Here is a 14,449-nt window from a genome sequence, read left to right on the forward strand (position 1 = left end):
ATAATCGACTTCTATGTCTTCCTGTCGGTAGAACTGTATAATGCAGATTAAAAAATTCTGTTGATGTTCACTTCATGAATGGCTTTGACTTTTTGTTCAAATGGTTTTTATTCGACTGCAAAGTTAATTCTTTTTTTAGATAACAACAAATTTTGGTGTCATTCTTTTGGTTATCTCGTAGATTAACAGTAACTTTGAATTTCGAAATTTCAAATCAATGCAAGACTTTATTCATTTACACGTTCATACCCATTATTCTATTCTTGATGGTCAGTCGAAGGTCCCTTATCTCGTGGACAAGGCTGTCAAGGATGGCATGAAGGGAATGGCTCTTACTGACCATGGTGTCATGTACGGCATTAAAGAATTTGCCGATTACTGTAATAAGATCAATAAGGGCAGGAAAGCAGAAGGTAAGGAACCGTTCAAACCTATTTTTGGATGCGAGATGTATGTCGCTCATCATCGCAAGGAAGACAAGGTGAAGGAGAACGGGGATAATAGCGGCTATCATCTGATCGTGCTGGCTAAAAACTATCAAGGATACAAGAACCTGATCAAGTTGGTCTCTCGTTCCTGGGTGGACGGATACTATTATCGTCCTCGTACAGACCGCTTTGATTTGGAAAAATATCACGAGGGACTGATCGTCAGTTCTGCCTGCCTTGGAGGCGAAGTGCCTTCAAGGATATTGAAGGGTGATATAGCCGGTGCACGTGCAGCTTGTGAATGGTATCATCACCTTTTCGGGGAGGATTATTATCTGGAACTCCAGCGCCATGAGGTCAAGAATCCGAATATTCTGGCTAACAGAGAGACTTTCCCTCTACAACAGAAAGTCAATAAAGTACTGATCCAGTTTGCACGGGAATACGGAATCAAACTGATCTGCACGAACGACTGCCACTTCGAGGACGAGGAGACTGCTGAGGCTCATGACCATCTGCTTTGCCTGGCGACGGGCAAGGATCTGGATGACCCTAATCGTATGAGGTATACGAAGCAGGAGTGGTTCAAGACCCGTGAGGAGATGAATGAAATATTTTCTGATATTCCTGAGGCACTCTCGAATACGATGGAGATATATAATAAGGTGGAATTCTATAGTATAGAGCATGGCCCGATCATGCCTAACTTCCCGATCCCAAAGGAATTCGGAACAGAGGATGACGTCCGTACAAAATATTCCCACGAAGACCTGCTGAAAGAGTTTTCTTCTGATGAAAACGGTGAGAACACGCTTCCTCAAGACGAAGGAATGAAGAAGATAGAGAAACTCGGTGGCTGGGATAAGGTCTATAGAATCAAGTTTGAGGCTGAATATTTGTCCAAACTGACTTATGACGGGGCGAAGGGCCGTTACGGTGATCCTCTGCCTGAAGAGGTCGCCGAGCATATCAAATTCGAATTGCACGTGATGAAGACGATGGGTTTCCCTGGTTATTTCCTTATCGTGCAGGATTTCATCAACGCAGCCCGGAATAAACTGGGGGTTATGGTCGGGCCTGGTCGAGGGTCTGCCGCAGGTTCTGTCGTCGCTTATTGTTTGGGCATCACCAAGATCGATCCTTTGAAGTACGATCTGCTGTTTGAACGTTTCCTGAACCCTGACCGTGTCAACCTCCCTGATATTGATACCGACTTCGATGATGACGGGAGAGGAAAAGTCCTTCGTTGGGTGATGGACAAATATGGTCATGAGAATTGTGCGCATATCATTACTTATAGTAGTATGGCCACAAAGAATTCCATTAAGGATGTCGCTCGTGTAGAGAAACTTCCTTTGGATAAGGCGAATGCTCTGTGCAAGGCTATTCCTGACCGACTCCCTGACGGCATGAAGATGAATCTGAAGAATGCCATCCAATGCACGCCTGAACTTCAGGAGGCTGAGGCTTCCAGCGATCCGCGTGAAAACAATACGATCAAGTATGCCAAGATGCTGGAGGGGACGATTCGCGGGACCGGCCTTCATGCCTGTGGCTTTATCATCTGTCGTGACCCGATCAGTGACTGGGTTCCTGTCTCTACTGCTGATGACCCTGATTTCCCGGGATTGAAGACGGCGGTGACACAGTATGACGGTCATGTCATTGAGTCTACAGGACTGATCAAGATGGACTTCTTGGGTTTGAAGACCCTTTCAGAATTGAAAGAGGCTTGTAAAGTCATCAAGCAGACTACCGGGGATGTCATTGACCTCGATCATATTCCTATTGATGATCCCAAGACCTATAAACTCTATCAGGAGGGCAGGACTATAGGTACTTTCCAATTTGAGTCTGCCGGTATGCAGAAGTATTTGCGGGAGTTGCACCCGACGGTCTTCGAAGACTTGATAGCCATGAATGCGCTTTATCGCCCGGGACCAATGGACTATATTCCTGAATTTATCAAGAGGAAGAAGGATCCTTCTCTGATCAAGTACGATATACCTTGTATGGAAAAGTACTTGAAGGATACGTATGGCATCACCGTGTATCAGGAACAGGTCATGCTTCTCTCCCGGCAGTTGGCTGGTTTCACTCGAGGTGAGAGTGATGCTTTGCGGAAGGCAATGGGTAAGAAGAAGAAGGCTATCGTAGATGCCATGAGACCTAAATTCCTGAAACAAGGAGAAGAAAAAGGACATGATCCGAAGATCCTTGCCAAGATCTGGTCAGACTGGGAGAAATTCGCTTCCTATGCTTTCAATAAGTCCCATGCAACGTGTTATAGTTGGGTGGCTTATCAGACAGCTTATCTCAAGGCGCATTATCCCGCTGAGTATATGGCTGCCTTGATGACCAGGCGCTTCAGTCAGATTACGGAGATCACGAAACTGATGGAGGAGTGCAAGTCGATGGGCATTGCTACTTTGGGGCCTGATGTCAATGAAAGTCGGAGTGAGTTTGCCGTAAATAAAAAAGGTGAGATCCGTTTCGGTATGTCTGCTATCAAGGGCATGGGATCTGCTGCGTCTAATGAAATTGTAGCGGAACGTGAGAAGGATGGTCCTTATAAGGATATCTTCGATTTTGCCCAACGGGTGGATTATACTTCCGTCAACCGGAAGGCTTTTGAGAGTCTGGCTCTGAGCGGAGGTTTCGACAGTTTCGGGCTCCAGAGGGAACAGTACTTCGGGACTAATGCGAAAGGGGAAGTCTTTTTGGACCAACTTGTTCGCTATGGCCAGAAATATCAACAGGATCAAAAAGAGCAGCAGAACTCGCTCTTCGGAGGTCTGAATGACGTGGATATTAACAAACCTGCCGTCCCTGCCGTTGAGGAATGGAGCACAATAGAAAAACTCAATAAGGAGCGTGATCTTGTCGGTATCTACCTTTCGGCTCATCCTCTCGATGATTATCGGGTGATCTTGGAGGATATGTGCAATACACACTGCTCGGAGATAGGCCGGGATGCGGACAAGAAGGCTTTGTCTGAACGGGGCGAATTGACTTTCGGAGGACTCGTTACGAATGTAAACTCCAGGGTTTCGGCAAAAACTAACAAACCTTTTGGTTTTGTGACGATTGAGGATTATCAGGGCCCTGGAGAACTGGCTCTGTTTGGTGATGAATGGGGACGCTGGCAAGGCAAACTCCTTAAGGGTAGTCCTGTCTTTATCGTGGCTAAGAGTGTTGCCCGCTTCCGTAACAGTGATTTGTATGAGTTGAGAATACAGAGTGTAGAGCATCTCCAGGATGTGAAAGAACACCACATACAGTCGTTTACCATCTCCTTTGACAGTGATGCGATAGACAACACTACGGCAAATGATATCGCAACGCTGATCGATGATAATTCGGGGAAAACGCCTCTGTTTATCAATATACGTGACATCAAAACTCATAATGCGGTGACTTTGAGGTCCAGGAAGAAGGCTGTTACTGTAAGCAAGAATCTGGTCAATTTCCTAAGGAGCCATCCGGAGATAAGTTACCATATTAATTAAAATTTATTAAACCTAGATATTTGTATGGCATCAAATCATTGCGTAACTTTGCAGGACTAACAAGAGAAAGGAAAAAAGATGGAAGTTACAATTACAAATGACAACTTTAACAGTTATAAAAATGGTGACAAACCATTAGTCGTGGACTTGTGGGCAACTTGGTGTGGCCCGTGCCGCGCTTTGGCTCCAACTATTGCTGAACTTGCTAAAGATTACGATGGAAAGATCGTAGTAGGTAAATGTGACGTAGAGGATAATAATGATGTTGCTATGGAATTTGGCGTTCGTAATATCCCTACAATATTGTTTTTTAAAGGCGGAAAACTCGTTGACAAGTTTGTCGGCGCTACTTCCAAATCTAAATTAGACGGAATGTTCAAGGCTCTCTTATGATTGGATTCGCTTTCATCTGAAAGTGATGAAAGTGCTTCGGTGAGACCTTCTTAAATATAAAAACAGAGGTTGATATAAAGTTCGCTTTATTTCAACCTCTGTTTTTGTTGTGAGAATATATCTGAAATTAGAATTCCACCACGCGGCTGCCGTCATCCTCAACACTTATCGTCACCTTCGTCGCATTCTCCGGAAGGAGGTCATCGATCAGTTCTGGCCATTCCAGAAAACAGAGATGCCCGCTGTCGAAATAGTCTTCATATCCCAGGTCGTACACCTCTTCTATCTTCTTGATGCGGTAGAAGTCGAAGTGATAGATTGGCTCACCGGTTTTAGTCGTATATTCATTGACAATGGCGAATGTAGGAGAAGTGATGACATCTTCTACGCCAAGTTCCTCACAGATCGCTTTGATGAAAGTGGTCTTCCCGGCTCCCATTTTGCCATAGAAGGCAAAAATGTTTCCTTTACCCATGTTCTTGATAAACTGCTTTGCAGCTTCATGGATGTCGTCAAGTGAATTGATAGTAATTTTCATAATTATCTTTTGTCTTTAGAATTCTCTATTGCTTGCCTTTGTATTTAGATGCAAAATTAATCTATTTATTGAAAAATACAATGAAATATCTCCCGATTTCTGAAAGTTGACCTTTATTTTTTCGTGATTTCCTGATTGAGCATTTCCTTTCATGTCTATATCTGACCTTCTTGCAATTCTTCAGTTTGCTGAATGTCTTCTCTCTTTTGAATGATTTTGATCATCTTTAGGAGGCAATATACGATGATGCTGGTAAAAATGATAGCAGCCCCTGAAGGCACGTCGAACCAATAGCTGAAGCATAAACCGATCAGGCAGTCAGCCCACCCGATGAAGATACTGAGGAGAATGATCTTCTTCCAACTGTAGGAGAATAGATTGGCTGACATCTGCGGTATCGTCAACAGACTAATCGCAAGGACAACTCCGATCAACCGTAATGTTGAAACAATGGTCATCGCAATCAATGCCATCATGAGGTTCTCTATGAAGTTGACCGGCAGATGCTGTGATCTGGCGAAGGTGCTGTCAAAGGCGACACTCTGAATAGGGTGCAGGAAGAAGATAAACAGTAATGCCACTAAAAGGGTCATACCTCCTAATAGCCATAGATCGGTCCTGTTGATGGTGAGGATACTCCCGAACAAGTAAGACGGCAGGTTGGGCATAAAACCGGGTGTGAGAAAGCAACAGATAATGCCTACACTCATACCAAAAGTCCAGAAAAGTGCGATGGCTGAGTCCTCTCTGACATCCCCTCTATGTGACATCCATTGTATTCCGAGTGCGCTCAGAATCGAGAATACCATTGCTGAAAGTATCGGGTTGATGCCTGTAAATACTCCGATTCCTATTCCTCCGAAAGAGGCATGGGTGATGCCGCCGCTGATAAAAACAAGGCGTCGGGTGACAATATAGGTGCCTATGAATCCACAGACGATGCTGGCTAAGAGTGAACCTAAAATAGCATTCTGAAAAAAAGAATATTGAAGAATTTCCATATTGTTCTGTTTCCTCCGTTTAACTTATAACTGCCTTTTTCATGTTCGTGACCGGTGGTTGATACCTCTGCTTTCCCTAAATTGTTCTGTCCGCTCTTTCCTGAAACATCTTAATTGGGGGATAGGATTTGCTCATTCAGTCATTGACTGGTTCTAAAAGTTGTTTTCTTTTCTTCCTGTCAACAGTAGTCGGTCTCTGTCCCTTGCGAGTCTTTGCATCGTTATTCTGTTCTGTCTTTACTTTTGGTCATCCTACCAGAGAGTCGATTGCCTGATAAATAATTCAGACATCGGCGAGGATAATCGGGCAGGGATCTTCATTCGCCGGATTCTTCTACACGATAGCCGGCTGTCCTGAGATCATTCCAATAATTCGGATAAGACTTGCTGACAACTTCAGGGTGATTGATCCTCAGATGAGGGAAGATTGATGAGAGGGGAGCGAAGGAGAGTGCCATACGATGATCCTCATAGGTGTCGATAGGTGCAAGACTTGCCTCACATTGTTCACCGTCCCAATAAAGGGTATCGCCGTTTTCGTCTTTTATGATGAATCCGAGTTTCCTCAGTTCTGTTTCTAAAGCTGCTATCCGGTCTGTCTCCTTAATTCTGAGATTAGAGAGACCGGTGAATTTGAACGGGATTTTCAGCCCACAACAACAGGTGACCAATGTCTGTGCCAAATCGGGTGAACCTTTGAAGTCGTATTCAAGTCTGGAGAGCAGGCAAGGATGTCGTCTTAGTGTAACTGTCGTAGCTTTTCCCGGTTGAGTGGAAGCAAAACTCGTCTTGATGCCTAACAGATTAAAGATGTATTTGACGACAGAGTCACCTTGTTTAGATCCATCCGTCAGTCCTTCGAGTTGGACCATTGACTGGGAATTCTTGCTTAAAGCCATAGCTTCATACCAGTATGAGGCAGAACTCCAGTCATTCTCTATGGAAAAAGGTCTGTCTTGATAAGGCTTCCCTGTAACCGTGATGGTATCAATATCTGTCCAGTCTGCTTGGGCGCCAAACTCTCGCATAGTGCATAGCGTGAGATCAATGTAGGGGCGGGAAATGATTGTTCCGGTCAACTTGAGTATCAGACCGTTCTTGAGAACTGGTCCAATCAGCAGCAATGCTGAAATGAATTGTGAACTTAAGTTTCCCGGAATTTCCAGTGCTCCTCCTTCCAACTGATGACCTTGGATGCAAAGAGGGGGATATCCTTCCTTTTCCGTATAAGTAATATCGGCTCCAAGATAGCGTAAGGAATCCACAAGAATACCTATTGGACGCTGCTTCATCCGATCCGTCCCCGTCAGGATATGCTTGCCTGGGGTAACGGATAGATATGCGGTGAGAAACCTCATCGCTGTACCTGCTGCATGGATATTGATGGTCTCAGGGAGATCACGCAGAGCAGTGATGAGGACTTGTGTGTCATCACAATCACTGAGGTTTTCCGGTAGCGTCTTTCTGCCGGATAGGGCGTAGATGATCAGCGACCTGTTACTGATACTTTTTGATGCGGGGAGTTTGATTTTTGCATTGACGTGTGCCGGTGCTGTTAGAATATATTGTAATACTGAATCCATTTTCTTTTGTAGAAGAGGTGTGATAGGAATTAAACATCTGTTTACTTTCTAGTCATGATAGGCAGATCCAAAGGCTCGTTACCTGCAGACTGATATCCTCCAGCTCTTGACGCTCCTGTCTTCTTAGGACCGGGGATCAAAGGACTGTAGTAGAGCACGTGCCTTATCCTGTCTCGTTGGTCATTCGTGAACAGATCACTCGTGCAGACAGAGTAGTCCATAAAGTTACTTGCAGTGTAAGTCGTTCCTGCGCAACTGTGCCGGATATCCATCTCATCGAGATAAAAAATCTGATGCTGATTGATATAACTGGTCAGCCAGGTATCATACTCTGTCTTATTATAACTCGGAGTGTCTCCACAGTAATCGGTATCACCACAGGAGTCGACAATGTCTCCTGCAGTGTTTTCCGTAAATACATGATGAAGCCCCAAGTAATGCCCCAATTCGTGGGCAAGGGTCGCGCTGACATCGACCATGCTGGAATTGAAACGGTCTTGTTCTGTAGTCGCGGTATATCGACTGGAATCATATTCCTTCGAGGCGTATATTGCATTAATGGCAGAACAATAAGGAAATTTGAGATTGTCTTTTGCCATAGTTGTATATTTGGTGACATTCAGGCCTTCCAGCATATTGGGTCCGCTTGTAGTAAAGGGAAGATGCGTGATCCCTAAGGTAACACTGCCGTCAGACTCATCATCTTTGAATGGGAAAATCATCACATTGATGTAATTGTTAGGGTCCCATAGATATTTTGTATACTGCCCAGTATTGTCATTCATGAATGATTCTACATCAAGAGATTTGTTGTTCCAAAGTTCATATACTATGCCCGGATGATCTAAAAGATTTCCTTTCTCATCGTTTTTTGCGAGTACAAAATCAACGCCTACATCTACACTACTGTTATTATATACACCTCTCCAGAGATCATTCACATTTTTGAGAATAAAGGCAATACGTTCAGGTGTAATTGTGCTCAATGTAAGGTCCTCAGGGTCATTCGTGTGGAAAATATGGAAAATAACCGGTAGTTGGTAGCGGTAACTGTCTGTTATCTTGTTTGCATCACTGTCTCGATCTTGGTCATAGCTGGAATTGAGAGAATTGGTGCTACTGTCTTTGATATCGTCACTTGTGCTACAAGCCGTTATAGAAAAGCATACGGCTATTATTCCCATTATCCTAATCAGGTGTTTCATTCTTCGTGTTTTTTGAGGACATAACGTGATTGACAATAAGTTTTTGAGGGTCCCCGCCTCAAAAGTTGGTCCTTTCTCTTATCAGGTGGCCGATGTTCTCTTGTTTAAGAACGAAGATGATATCCAGCCTATGCAAAGTTAAGCATAAAAAATGAAAGGTAGTAGTTTGAGACAGATTTTTTTAGGAAGCATGGATCGGAGAGTTTCTTGCAGATGAAAGATGATCTGTCTATATGGTCTTATCTTTTCTGTTTATATCGAAGAAATCCTCAGGCAAATAATGGGATTTAAAAAGACAAATTTATGCTAATATATTTCTGCACCTCATAAAAAAGCACTAATTTAGCGGTTAAATGAAATACCATCAGTATGAAAAAGATATTGATTATATGTGGCTTGTTAGCCGTCTTACTGGCAGCATGCTCTACTTCCCATTTGACAGCCGAAGGGAAAGCTAAAGCTGATGAGGCTGTTGCCCAAAGAGTGCAGAACCAGGTGAACAGTCTTAATTTCGATGCGGAAGTGACTTATATGTATCCTGCCAGAGGCTCTGGAAGAGTTTTGGATTATGGCTGGAACGTACGGATAAAGGGAGATTCCATTTATTCTTATCTTCCTTATTTCGGAAGAGCCTATCAACTCCCTTATGGAGGAGGAAAAGGACTTAATTTTTCTTGTCCTATCCAAACTTCGAAGATTCAAAAAGAAAGCAAGGGGAGAATCAGAGCGGTCTTTGTCATAAGGAATGAGGAGGACAGGTATATCTATTCTTTCAAAATCTATAATAATGGGAATTTTGATCTGAACATTCGTGCTGATGAACGAGAGCAGATTGATTTCACGGGTAAGTTGAATCTTGATCGAAAATAAAAATATAATGAAACGTCAATTCTTTTTAGCGATAATCTTATTCATCCTTCTGCCGGTCTGTGCACAGAACAGTTCTCAGTCTTACAGTGTATTTTATCAACAGGATCACCTCCTCTACCGTGCCGGTGACGAGATGAATGTCATAGATGTGGATTTGGAATGGCCGGAATACTTGAATTTTTCTGAGGAGCCTGTCTTGCAGCGTTATTTGGAACATCAGGTCTTCGGTCTTGAAGCAGATCACTTTACAGATGGATATACGAATTTCCTGAACCAGTATGGACAACCAGTGTCAGGGCATTTAAACTCGGTGCCGGATGACAGTAAATTTTGCTATATCACTTGTCGCCTCCATATTATCGGGTATGATCCTGGGCGTTTCATCTCATTTGAAATATCGAGGAAGGTTGATCCGATGCCAAATTCCACCCAGAATAAAAAAGATACCACGGAGTTGTTTACTTATGACTTGGTCGGACATCATATATTGAGAACATCAGATCTGATTCGTACGTCTCGCTTGTCTTTTGGCTCAGGACCGACACAACTCTTCCAATATCTTTTGTTTTCAAGCATGAATTCACCTATCCCTGATGATTTTGGGACTAGTGCTTTGATATTCGAGTCGTGTCTGAAGAAAAACGGTATGTTCTTTAAGGTGGGAGTTGCAAATCCTGATCATGACTTTCTAGAACGTACCTCAGAGGTGTCTTACAAGCAACTGATGCCTTTCGCAACTAAAGGTTTAAAAACATTGCTGAGTTCCAAGGCCTCACCCAATAATCCTGAAGTAGGGAGATCGGAAGCCTATTTGGGCTCCGGTCCAGTTTATGAAACGGTAGATTCTGTGCCCCGTTATGTTCATGGGCAAGGGACGATAACTCAAGACCTGACAAAATGGATCACAGTGACTCCCGATATTGTGAACAATCTGGTGAGCCATCGGATTCTGGTACGTTTCATCGTCGAGCCATCAGGGAATCTTTCTAATATCCGCGTGTTAGCTCCAGGAGAACCCTCTTTTGATCGGGAAATCGTGAATGCCTTGCGGCAGTTACCACGTTGGAAACCTGGTATCAAGGATGGAAAACCTGTGAGGACTTTGGTCCTTATCCCTGTTACGATCAGGGCCAACAGTTGATGTCTGTTACTTCAGCATAATTTTGAATATTTTGAAGGTGATAGAAGCCTATCACAGGATTGAAAAATTGCCTTCAAAATGAAAGTGATGCATCGAATGATATAGATTGCAGTTTTGTGTTATTGACGATTAAAAAGGCTTAAAATGACAAAAAGAAAGTTTGAAGCCTTAATGCAGGTCATTTAAAGATACTGAGTTAGCAAACTGAAAGTTTTAGGCCTACTTTTCTTTTGTTTTAAATTGAAAGTCCGAGTTTAAATTATAGGAATTTTTTCGGTATAAATATTAGATAAATTATTGTTAAAAAATAGTGGACCTTCCGAATTTATACATTATATTTGTATCAGAAACAAAGATAATAGATGTGTTACCATTAATCTTTTAGAAGAATTAAATCTCTCTTATATATCAAATTTTGTTGAGCATTATATTTTATTAGAAGGATGTCTCCGTGAGGAAATATCCTTCTTCCTTTTTATATACTTGTTAGTTAGAGAAAAGGTATCAGAGATCTAATGTCACTTCTACCGGGCAGTGGTCGCTGCCTTCGATTTCAGTATGGATGTCAGCATCTTCCAATTTCTCTTTCAAACGGTCAGAGATGAGGAAATAATCTATGCGCCAACCAGCATTCTTCTCCCTTGCGTGAAAGCGATAGGACCACCAAGAGTAGGTCACTTTATCGGGGTATTTGAATCTGAAGGTGTCAATGAACCCATTTGAGAGTAGGGTAGTCATCTTTTCACGTTCTTCATCAGTGAATCCTGCATTCTTATGATTGGTCTTGGGGTTCTTGATATCTATTTCCTCATGTGCGACATTCATATCCCCACAGACGATCACCGGTTTCTTGGCATCCAGACTTTTGAGGTAGCCGAGAAAATGTTCTTCCCAAAGCATCCTGTAGTCCAGTCTGCGCAGTTCTTGTTGGGAATTGGGGGTATATACCGTCACAAGATAGAACTTGTCATATTCAAGCGTGATAACACGCCCTTCGTGATCGAACTCATCGATGTTCATCCCATAGCTTACATGAAGCGGCGTGTGCTTGGTGAAAATCGCGGTACCGGAATAACCTTTCTTGTCGGCATAGTTCCAGTAGGATTCATAACCGTCGAATTTCAGATCCAATTGTCCCTCCTGAAGTTTCGTCTCCTGGAGACAAAAAAAATCAGCCTCAAGTTTCTTGAAGCTGTCTTCGAATCCTTTCTTCACACAAGCTCTGAGTCCATTAACATTCCATGAAATAAATTTCATTGCTTGTATCCTTCCTTTTAATCCTTATTTTTAATATAAAACTTTGAATCCAGAAAACAGATCTGATTAGAGACTGTCATCTGGATTCAAAATAAATCAATAATTCTTTAGTTATTATCCCCTGTACTATAGATGATTTCAAAGTGGGCAGCATTATCGTTAGTTACATCATCCCTTAATGGATAGATCTTATCTCCCACCTTTATACTTTCTATATCGATAACTTGAGCATATTGCTCATTAAACCAGATAACAGGGTTATTTGAAGAGAAGAAATAAATTGTTTCACCCTCTTCATCCGTACCTGTTTGGTCCATGACACTAAAATTAATTTCGATATCAGTGTTACCATTCTTTGTATCGACCTTTTTATCTTTAATGAAACTGCCAAAAACATAATAGCCTTTATTATAATAGTCTTCATTGATAATATATGGTGCTCGGTATTGAACTACTAGTGGTAAACTCGGTGTACTGGCAACAATTTGTTTGTCACCAGAATCAGATATATATTTTGCTAATTTGGCAATTGGAAAATCAATATTAATTGTTGTATCCTTTTCATTCTCCTTGACTACCCAATTTATTGAGGCTAAAGTGTCGTTTCTAGATGTGGGATCTGTGGGATCCATTTCGTTCGCTTGATAAAGCCGAATAAGTTTTCCGGAGTATTCTTTGGCAATATGATAATATAATTCAGTCCTTTGTCCTTGTGATAGGTTGATAGTGTTAGAACTATTGTCGTTGTCTCCAAGGCAGGAGGATAAGAACATTGCAGTGCCGAGACCGCAGATCAGGAATAAAGTAGCTTTTAACTTTTTCATTGTATTCATTTTTTAATTGTAATTGCTTTGTTATTTGAACATACTGAAATATCTTAGATTTTATCTTCTAATCACAGTCTCGCAGCCTTAGTTATTCGGGTTTTCGACAATCTGTAATTGACAGTCTTTATAATTGCTTAATAAATATTGAGAGATGGGGAATCTTGTAATATTTAACGCTCAAAGCAGCTACTTTAACATATAGACTATAATTTTTAGATCTTTTTAGAGTCGCCTTGCATCAAATCCATAAATTCCTGTCGGGTCTTTGCTTGATTGAATGCGCCGCTGATGGCACTGGTTACTGTCATGGAGTTCTGCTTCTCTACTCCCCGCATCTGCATGCACATGTGCCGAGCCTCTATCACAACCATTGTCCCCATAGGTTGCAGGGTTTCTTGAATGCAGTCCTTGATTTGCTCAGTGAGCCGCTCCTGTACCTGTAGGCGATGACTGAAAATATCTACGACACGTGCGATCTTACTGAGTCCCGTAATGTATTTGTTGGGAATGTAGGCGACATGTACCTTACCGTAAAATGGCAGCATGTGATGTTCACACAATGAGAAGAAATCGATATCCTTGATGATGACCATTTGGTTGTACTTCTCTTCAAAAAGGGCATCTGTTAAAACTTTATGCGGATCTTGTGAATACCCACGAGTGAGAATCTGCATTGCTTTGGCCACACGCATAGGGGTCTTTACTAACCCTTCCCTCTCAGAATCTTCTCCTAGAAGTTGTAAAATGGCTTTATAATGGTCGGCTAACTCTTGAAGTCCTGGTCTGAAATCTGTTTCTGGATTCATAGTTCTCCTCTAAAATTTAATTCGATATAGTGATTTTGAAATCAAGATATGGGATGGGGTTACTTGATATATGATAACTTGGACAATTGATGACTTGGACAATCCGGTTTATCTGTATCGGAAGCCGGAAGTTATTTTATTTTTGAACGGTAATTTTCCCTTTTACCAGACAGGCAGAACGATATCCCATTGCCCGGATTTGCCGTAACATCTTGTTGGCTTCGTTTAAACTTTTGAAATTGCCTACTCTACAGATCCATCTTGGAGAATAAAAATGGACATAGACAGGTTGGTCGGGATACTTCATCTTGATGGCATTGCCGGTTTTTTGAGCTGTGATACGGTCTTTTCTGGAATTGCCTCCGGCAAAAGCCTGAACACGATATCCCGTGACTTTATAACTGTGACGCATGACCTTCTTCCGCATGTCTATCACCGGAATATCAAAGTTCTCGTCGGCATTTACTGTCGTGTCTCTCTTGTGCGATTCGCGACGGATTTCTCTCTTTTCAGGAGTCTCTTTATTCTCTTGTATCCGTTGCCTGATTTCTGCGTCCTGATTGAATTCACGCTCTCTGTTGGAATCTTTTATGACAGGGCGTCCGTTTCCGCTGGCAGATGAATTGCCCTTTTCTTTTTTGGGAGTGCTTAGACGGTTCTCTATGGTCTTCTTGTCCTTTTCATTTTGAGGAGACCGGGTCACTGTCTGATTAGTCTTACCGTTAACCAATTCGTCTATTTCTTTGCTCTGGTTAACAGTCACAACTCCCTTTCCCTGTGTACTTTTCTGCAAGTGGTCTGTGAAACTCTGGGCATTTGCAGAAATGAAAGAGAAGAGGATTATGAAAACGAATGTGACGAATTGTTTCATTGTTTAAGAATTTATAAATC

Annotated in this window: 12 protein-coding genes; 4 read left to right on the forward strand and 8 right to left on the reverse strand. The window is 42.3% G+C overall.

The genetic code is table 11. The features are described 5' to 3' along the window. The first annotated feature begins 217 nt into the window (after positions 1-217). Complete coding sequence (dnaE, locus tag NG821_RS02980) at positions 218-3,937, forward strand: DNA polymerase III subunit alpha (protein WP_252760180.1); 3,720 nt, start codon at positions 218-220, stop codon at positions 3,935-3,937. Positions 3,938-4,015: 78 nt separating this feature from the next. Then, on the forward strand, positions 4,016-4,330 hold the full coding sequence (trxA, locus tag NG821_RS02985; protein ID WP_252760181.1) for a thioredoxin: 315 nt from the start codon (positions 4,016-4,018) through the stop codon (positions 4,328-4,330). 127 nt (positions 4,331-4,457) lie between these two features. Here the strand turns inward: trxA and tsaE are convergent, their stop codons facing one another. The 4 genes from tsaE to NG821_RS03005 all read right to left on the reverse strand — a co-directional run bounded on the left by tsaE (position 4,458) and on the right by NG821_RS03005 (position 8,657). Continuing rightward, positions 4,458-4,868 (reverse strand): tRNA (adenosine(37)-N6)-threonylcarbamoyltransferase complex ATPase subunit type 1 TsaE, encoded by a 411-nt coding sequence (tsaE, locus tag NG821_RS02990; protein ID WP_252760182.1) that lies wholly within the window; start codon positions 4,866-4,868, stop codon positions 4,458-4,460. A 155-nt stretch (positions 4,869-5,023) separates the two neighbouring features. Next, positions 5,024-5,869 (reverse strand): metal ABC transporter permease, encoded by an 846-nt coding sequence (locus NG821_RS02995; RefSeq protein ID WP_252760183.1) that lies wholly within the window; start codon positions 5,867-5,869, stop codon positions 5,024-5,026. Between the two features lie 317 nt (positions 5,870-6,186). Beyond that, positions 6,187-7,452 (reverse strand): 3-phosphoshikimate 1-carboxyvinyltransferase, encoded by a 1,266-nt coding sequence (locus NG821_RS03000; protein WP_252760184.1) that lies wholly within the window; start codon positions 7,450-7,452, stop codon positions 6,187-6,189. Between the two features lie 41 nt (positions 7,453-7,493). After that, complete coding sequence (locus tag NG821_RS03005) at positions 7,494-8,657, reverse strand: zinc-dependent metalloproteinase lipoprotein (protein ID WP_252760185.1); 1,164 nt, start codon at positions 8,655-8,657, stop codon at positions 7,494-7,496. Positions 8,658-9,026: 369 nt separating this feature from the next. Here NG821_RS03005 and NG821_RS03010 point away from each other — a divergent pair, with 369 nt between their 5' ends. Next, positions 9,027-9,527: a DUF4251 domain-containing protein gene (locus NG821_RS03010; protein WP_252760186.1), complete on the forward strand. Its 501-nt coding sequence runs from the start codon at positions 9,027-9,029 to the stop codon at positions 9,525-9,527. Positions 9,528-9,534: 7 nt separating this feature from the next. Beyond that, a complete protein-coding gene (locus NG821_RS03015) occupies positions 9,535-10,668 on the forward strand; it encodes an energy transducer TonB (RefSeq protein WP_252760187.1) in 1,134 nt (377 codons plus the stop codon). Positions 10,669-11,172: 504 nt separating this feature from the next. Here NG821_RS03015 and NG821_RS03020 read toward each other — a convergent pair. The 4 genes from NG821_RS03020 to NG821_RS03035 all read right to left on the reverse strand — a co-directional run bounded on the left by NG821_RS03020 (position 11,173) and on the right by NG821_RS03035 (position 14,429). Next, positions 11,173-11,925 (reverse strand): exodeoxyribonuclease III, encoded by a 753-nt coding sequence (locus NG821_RS03020; protein WP_252760188.1) that lies wholly within the window; start codon positions 11,923-11,925, stop codon positions 11,173-11,175. A gap of 107 nt (positions 11,926-12,032) precedes the next feature. Further along, positions 12,033-12,749, reverse strand: coding sequence for a DUF4840 domain-containing protein (locus tag NG821_RS03025; RefSeq protein ID WP_252760189.1), 717 nt, complete (start codon positions 12,747-12,749; stop codon positions 12,033-12,035). Positions 12,750-12,964: 215 nt separating this feature from the next. Further along, complete coding sequence (gene folE, locus NG821_RS03030; protein WP_252760190.1) at positions 12,965-13,558, reverse strand: GTP cyclohydrolase I FolE; 594 nt, start codon at positions 13,556-13,558, stop codon at positions 12,965-12,967. Between the two features lie 136 nt (positions 13,559-13,694). After that, positions 13,695-14,429 (reverse strand): SPOR domain-containing protein, encoded by a 735-nt coding sequence (locus NG821_RS03035; RefSeq protein ID WP_252760191.1) that lies wholly within the window; start codon positions 14,427-14,429, stop codon positions 13,695-13,697. Positions 14,430-14,449: the final 20 nt, after the last annotated feature.

The sequence above is a fragment of the Segatella cerevisiae genome, from assembly GCF_024054555.1.
Classification (GTDB): Bacteria; Bacteroidota; Bacteroidia; order Bacteroidales; family Bacteroidaceae; genus Prevotella; species Prevotella cerevisiae.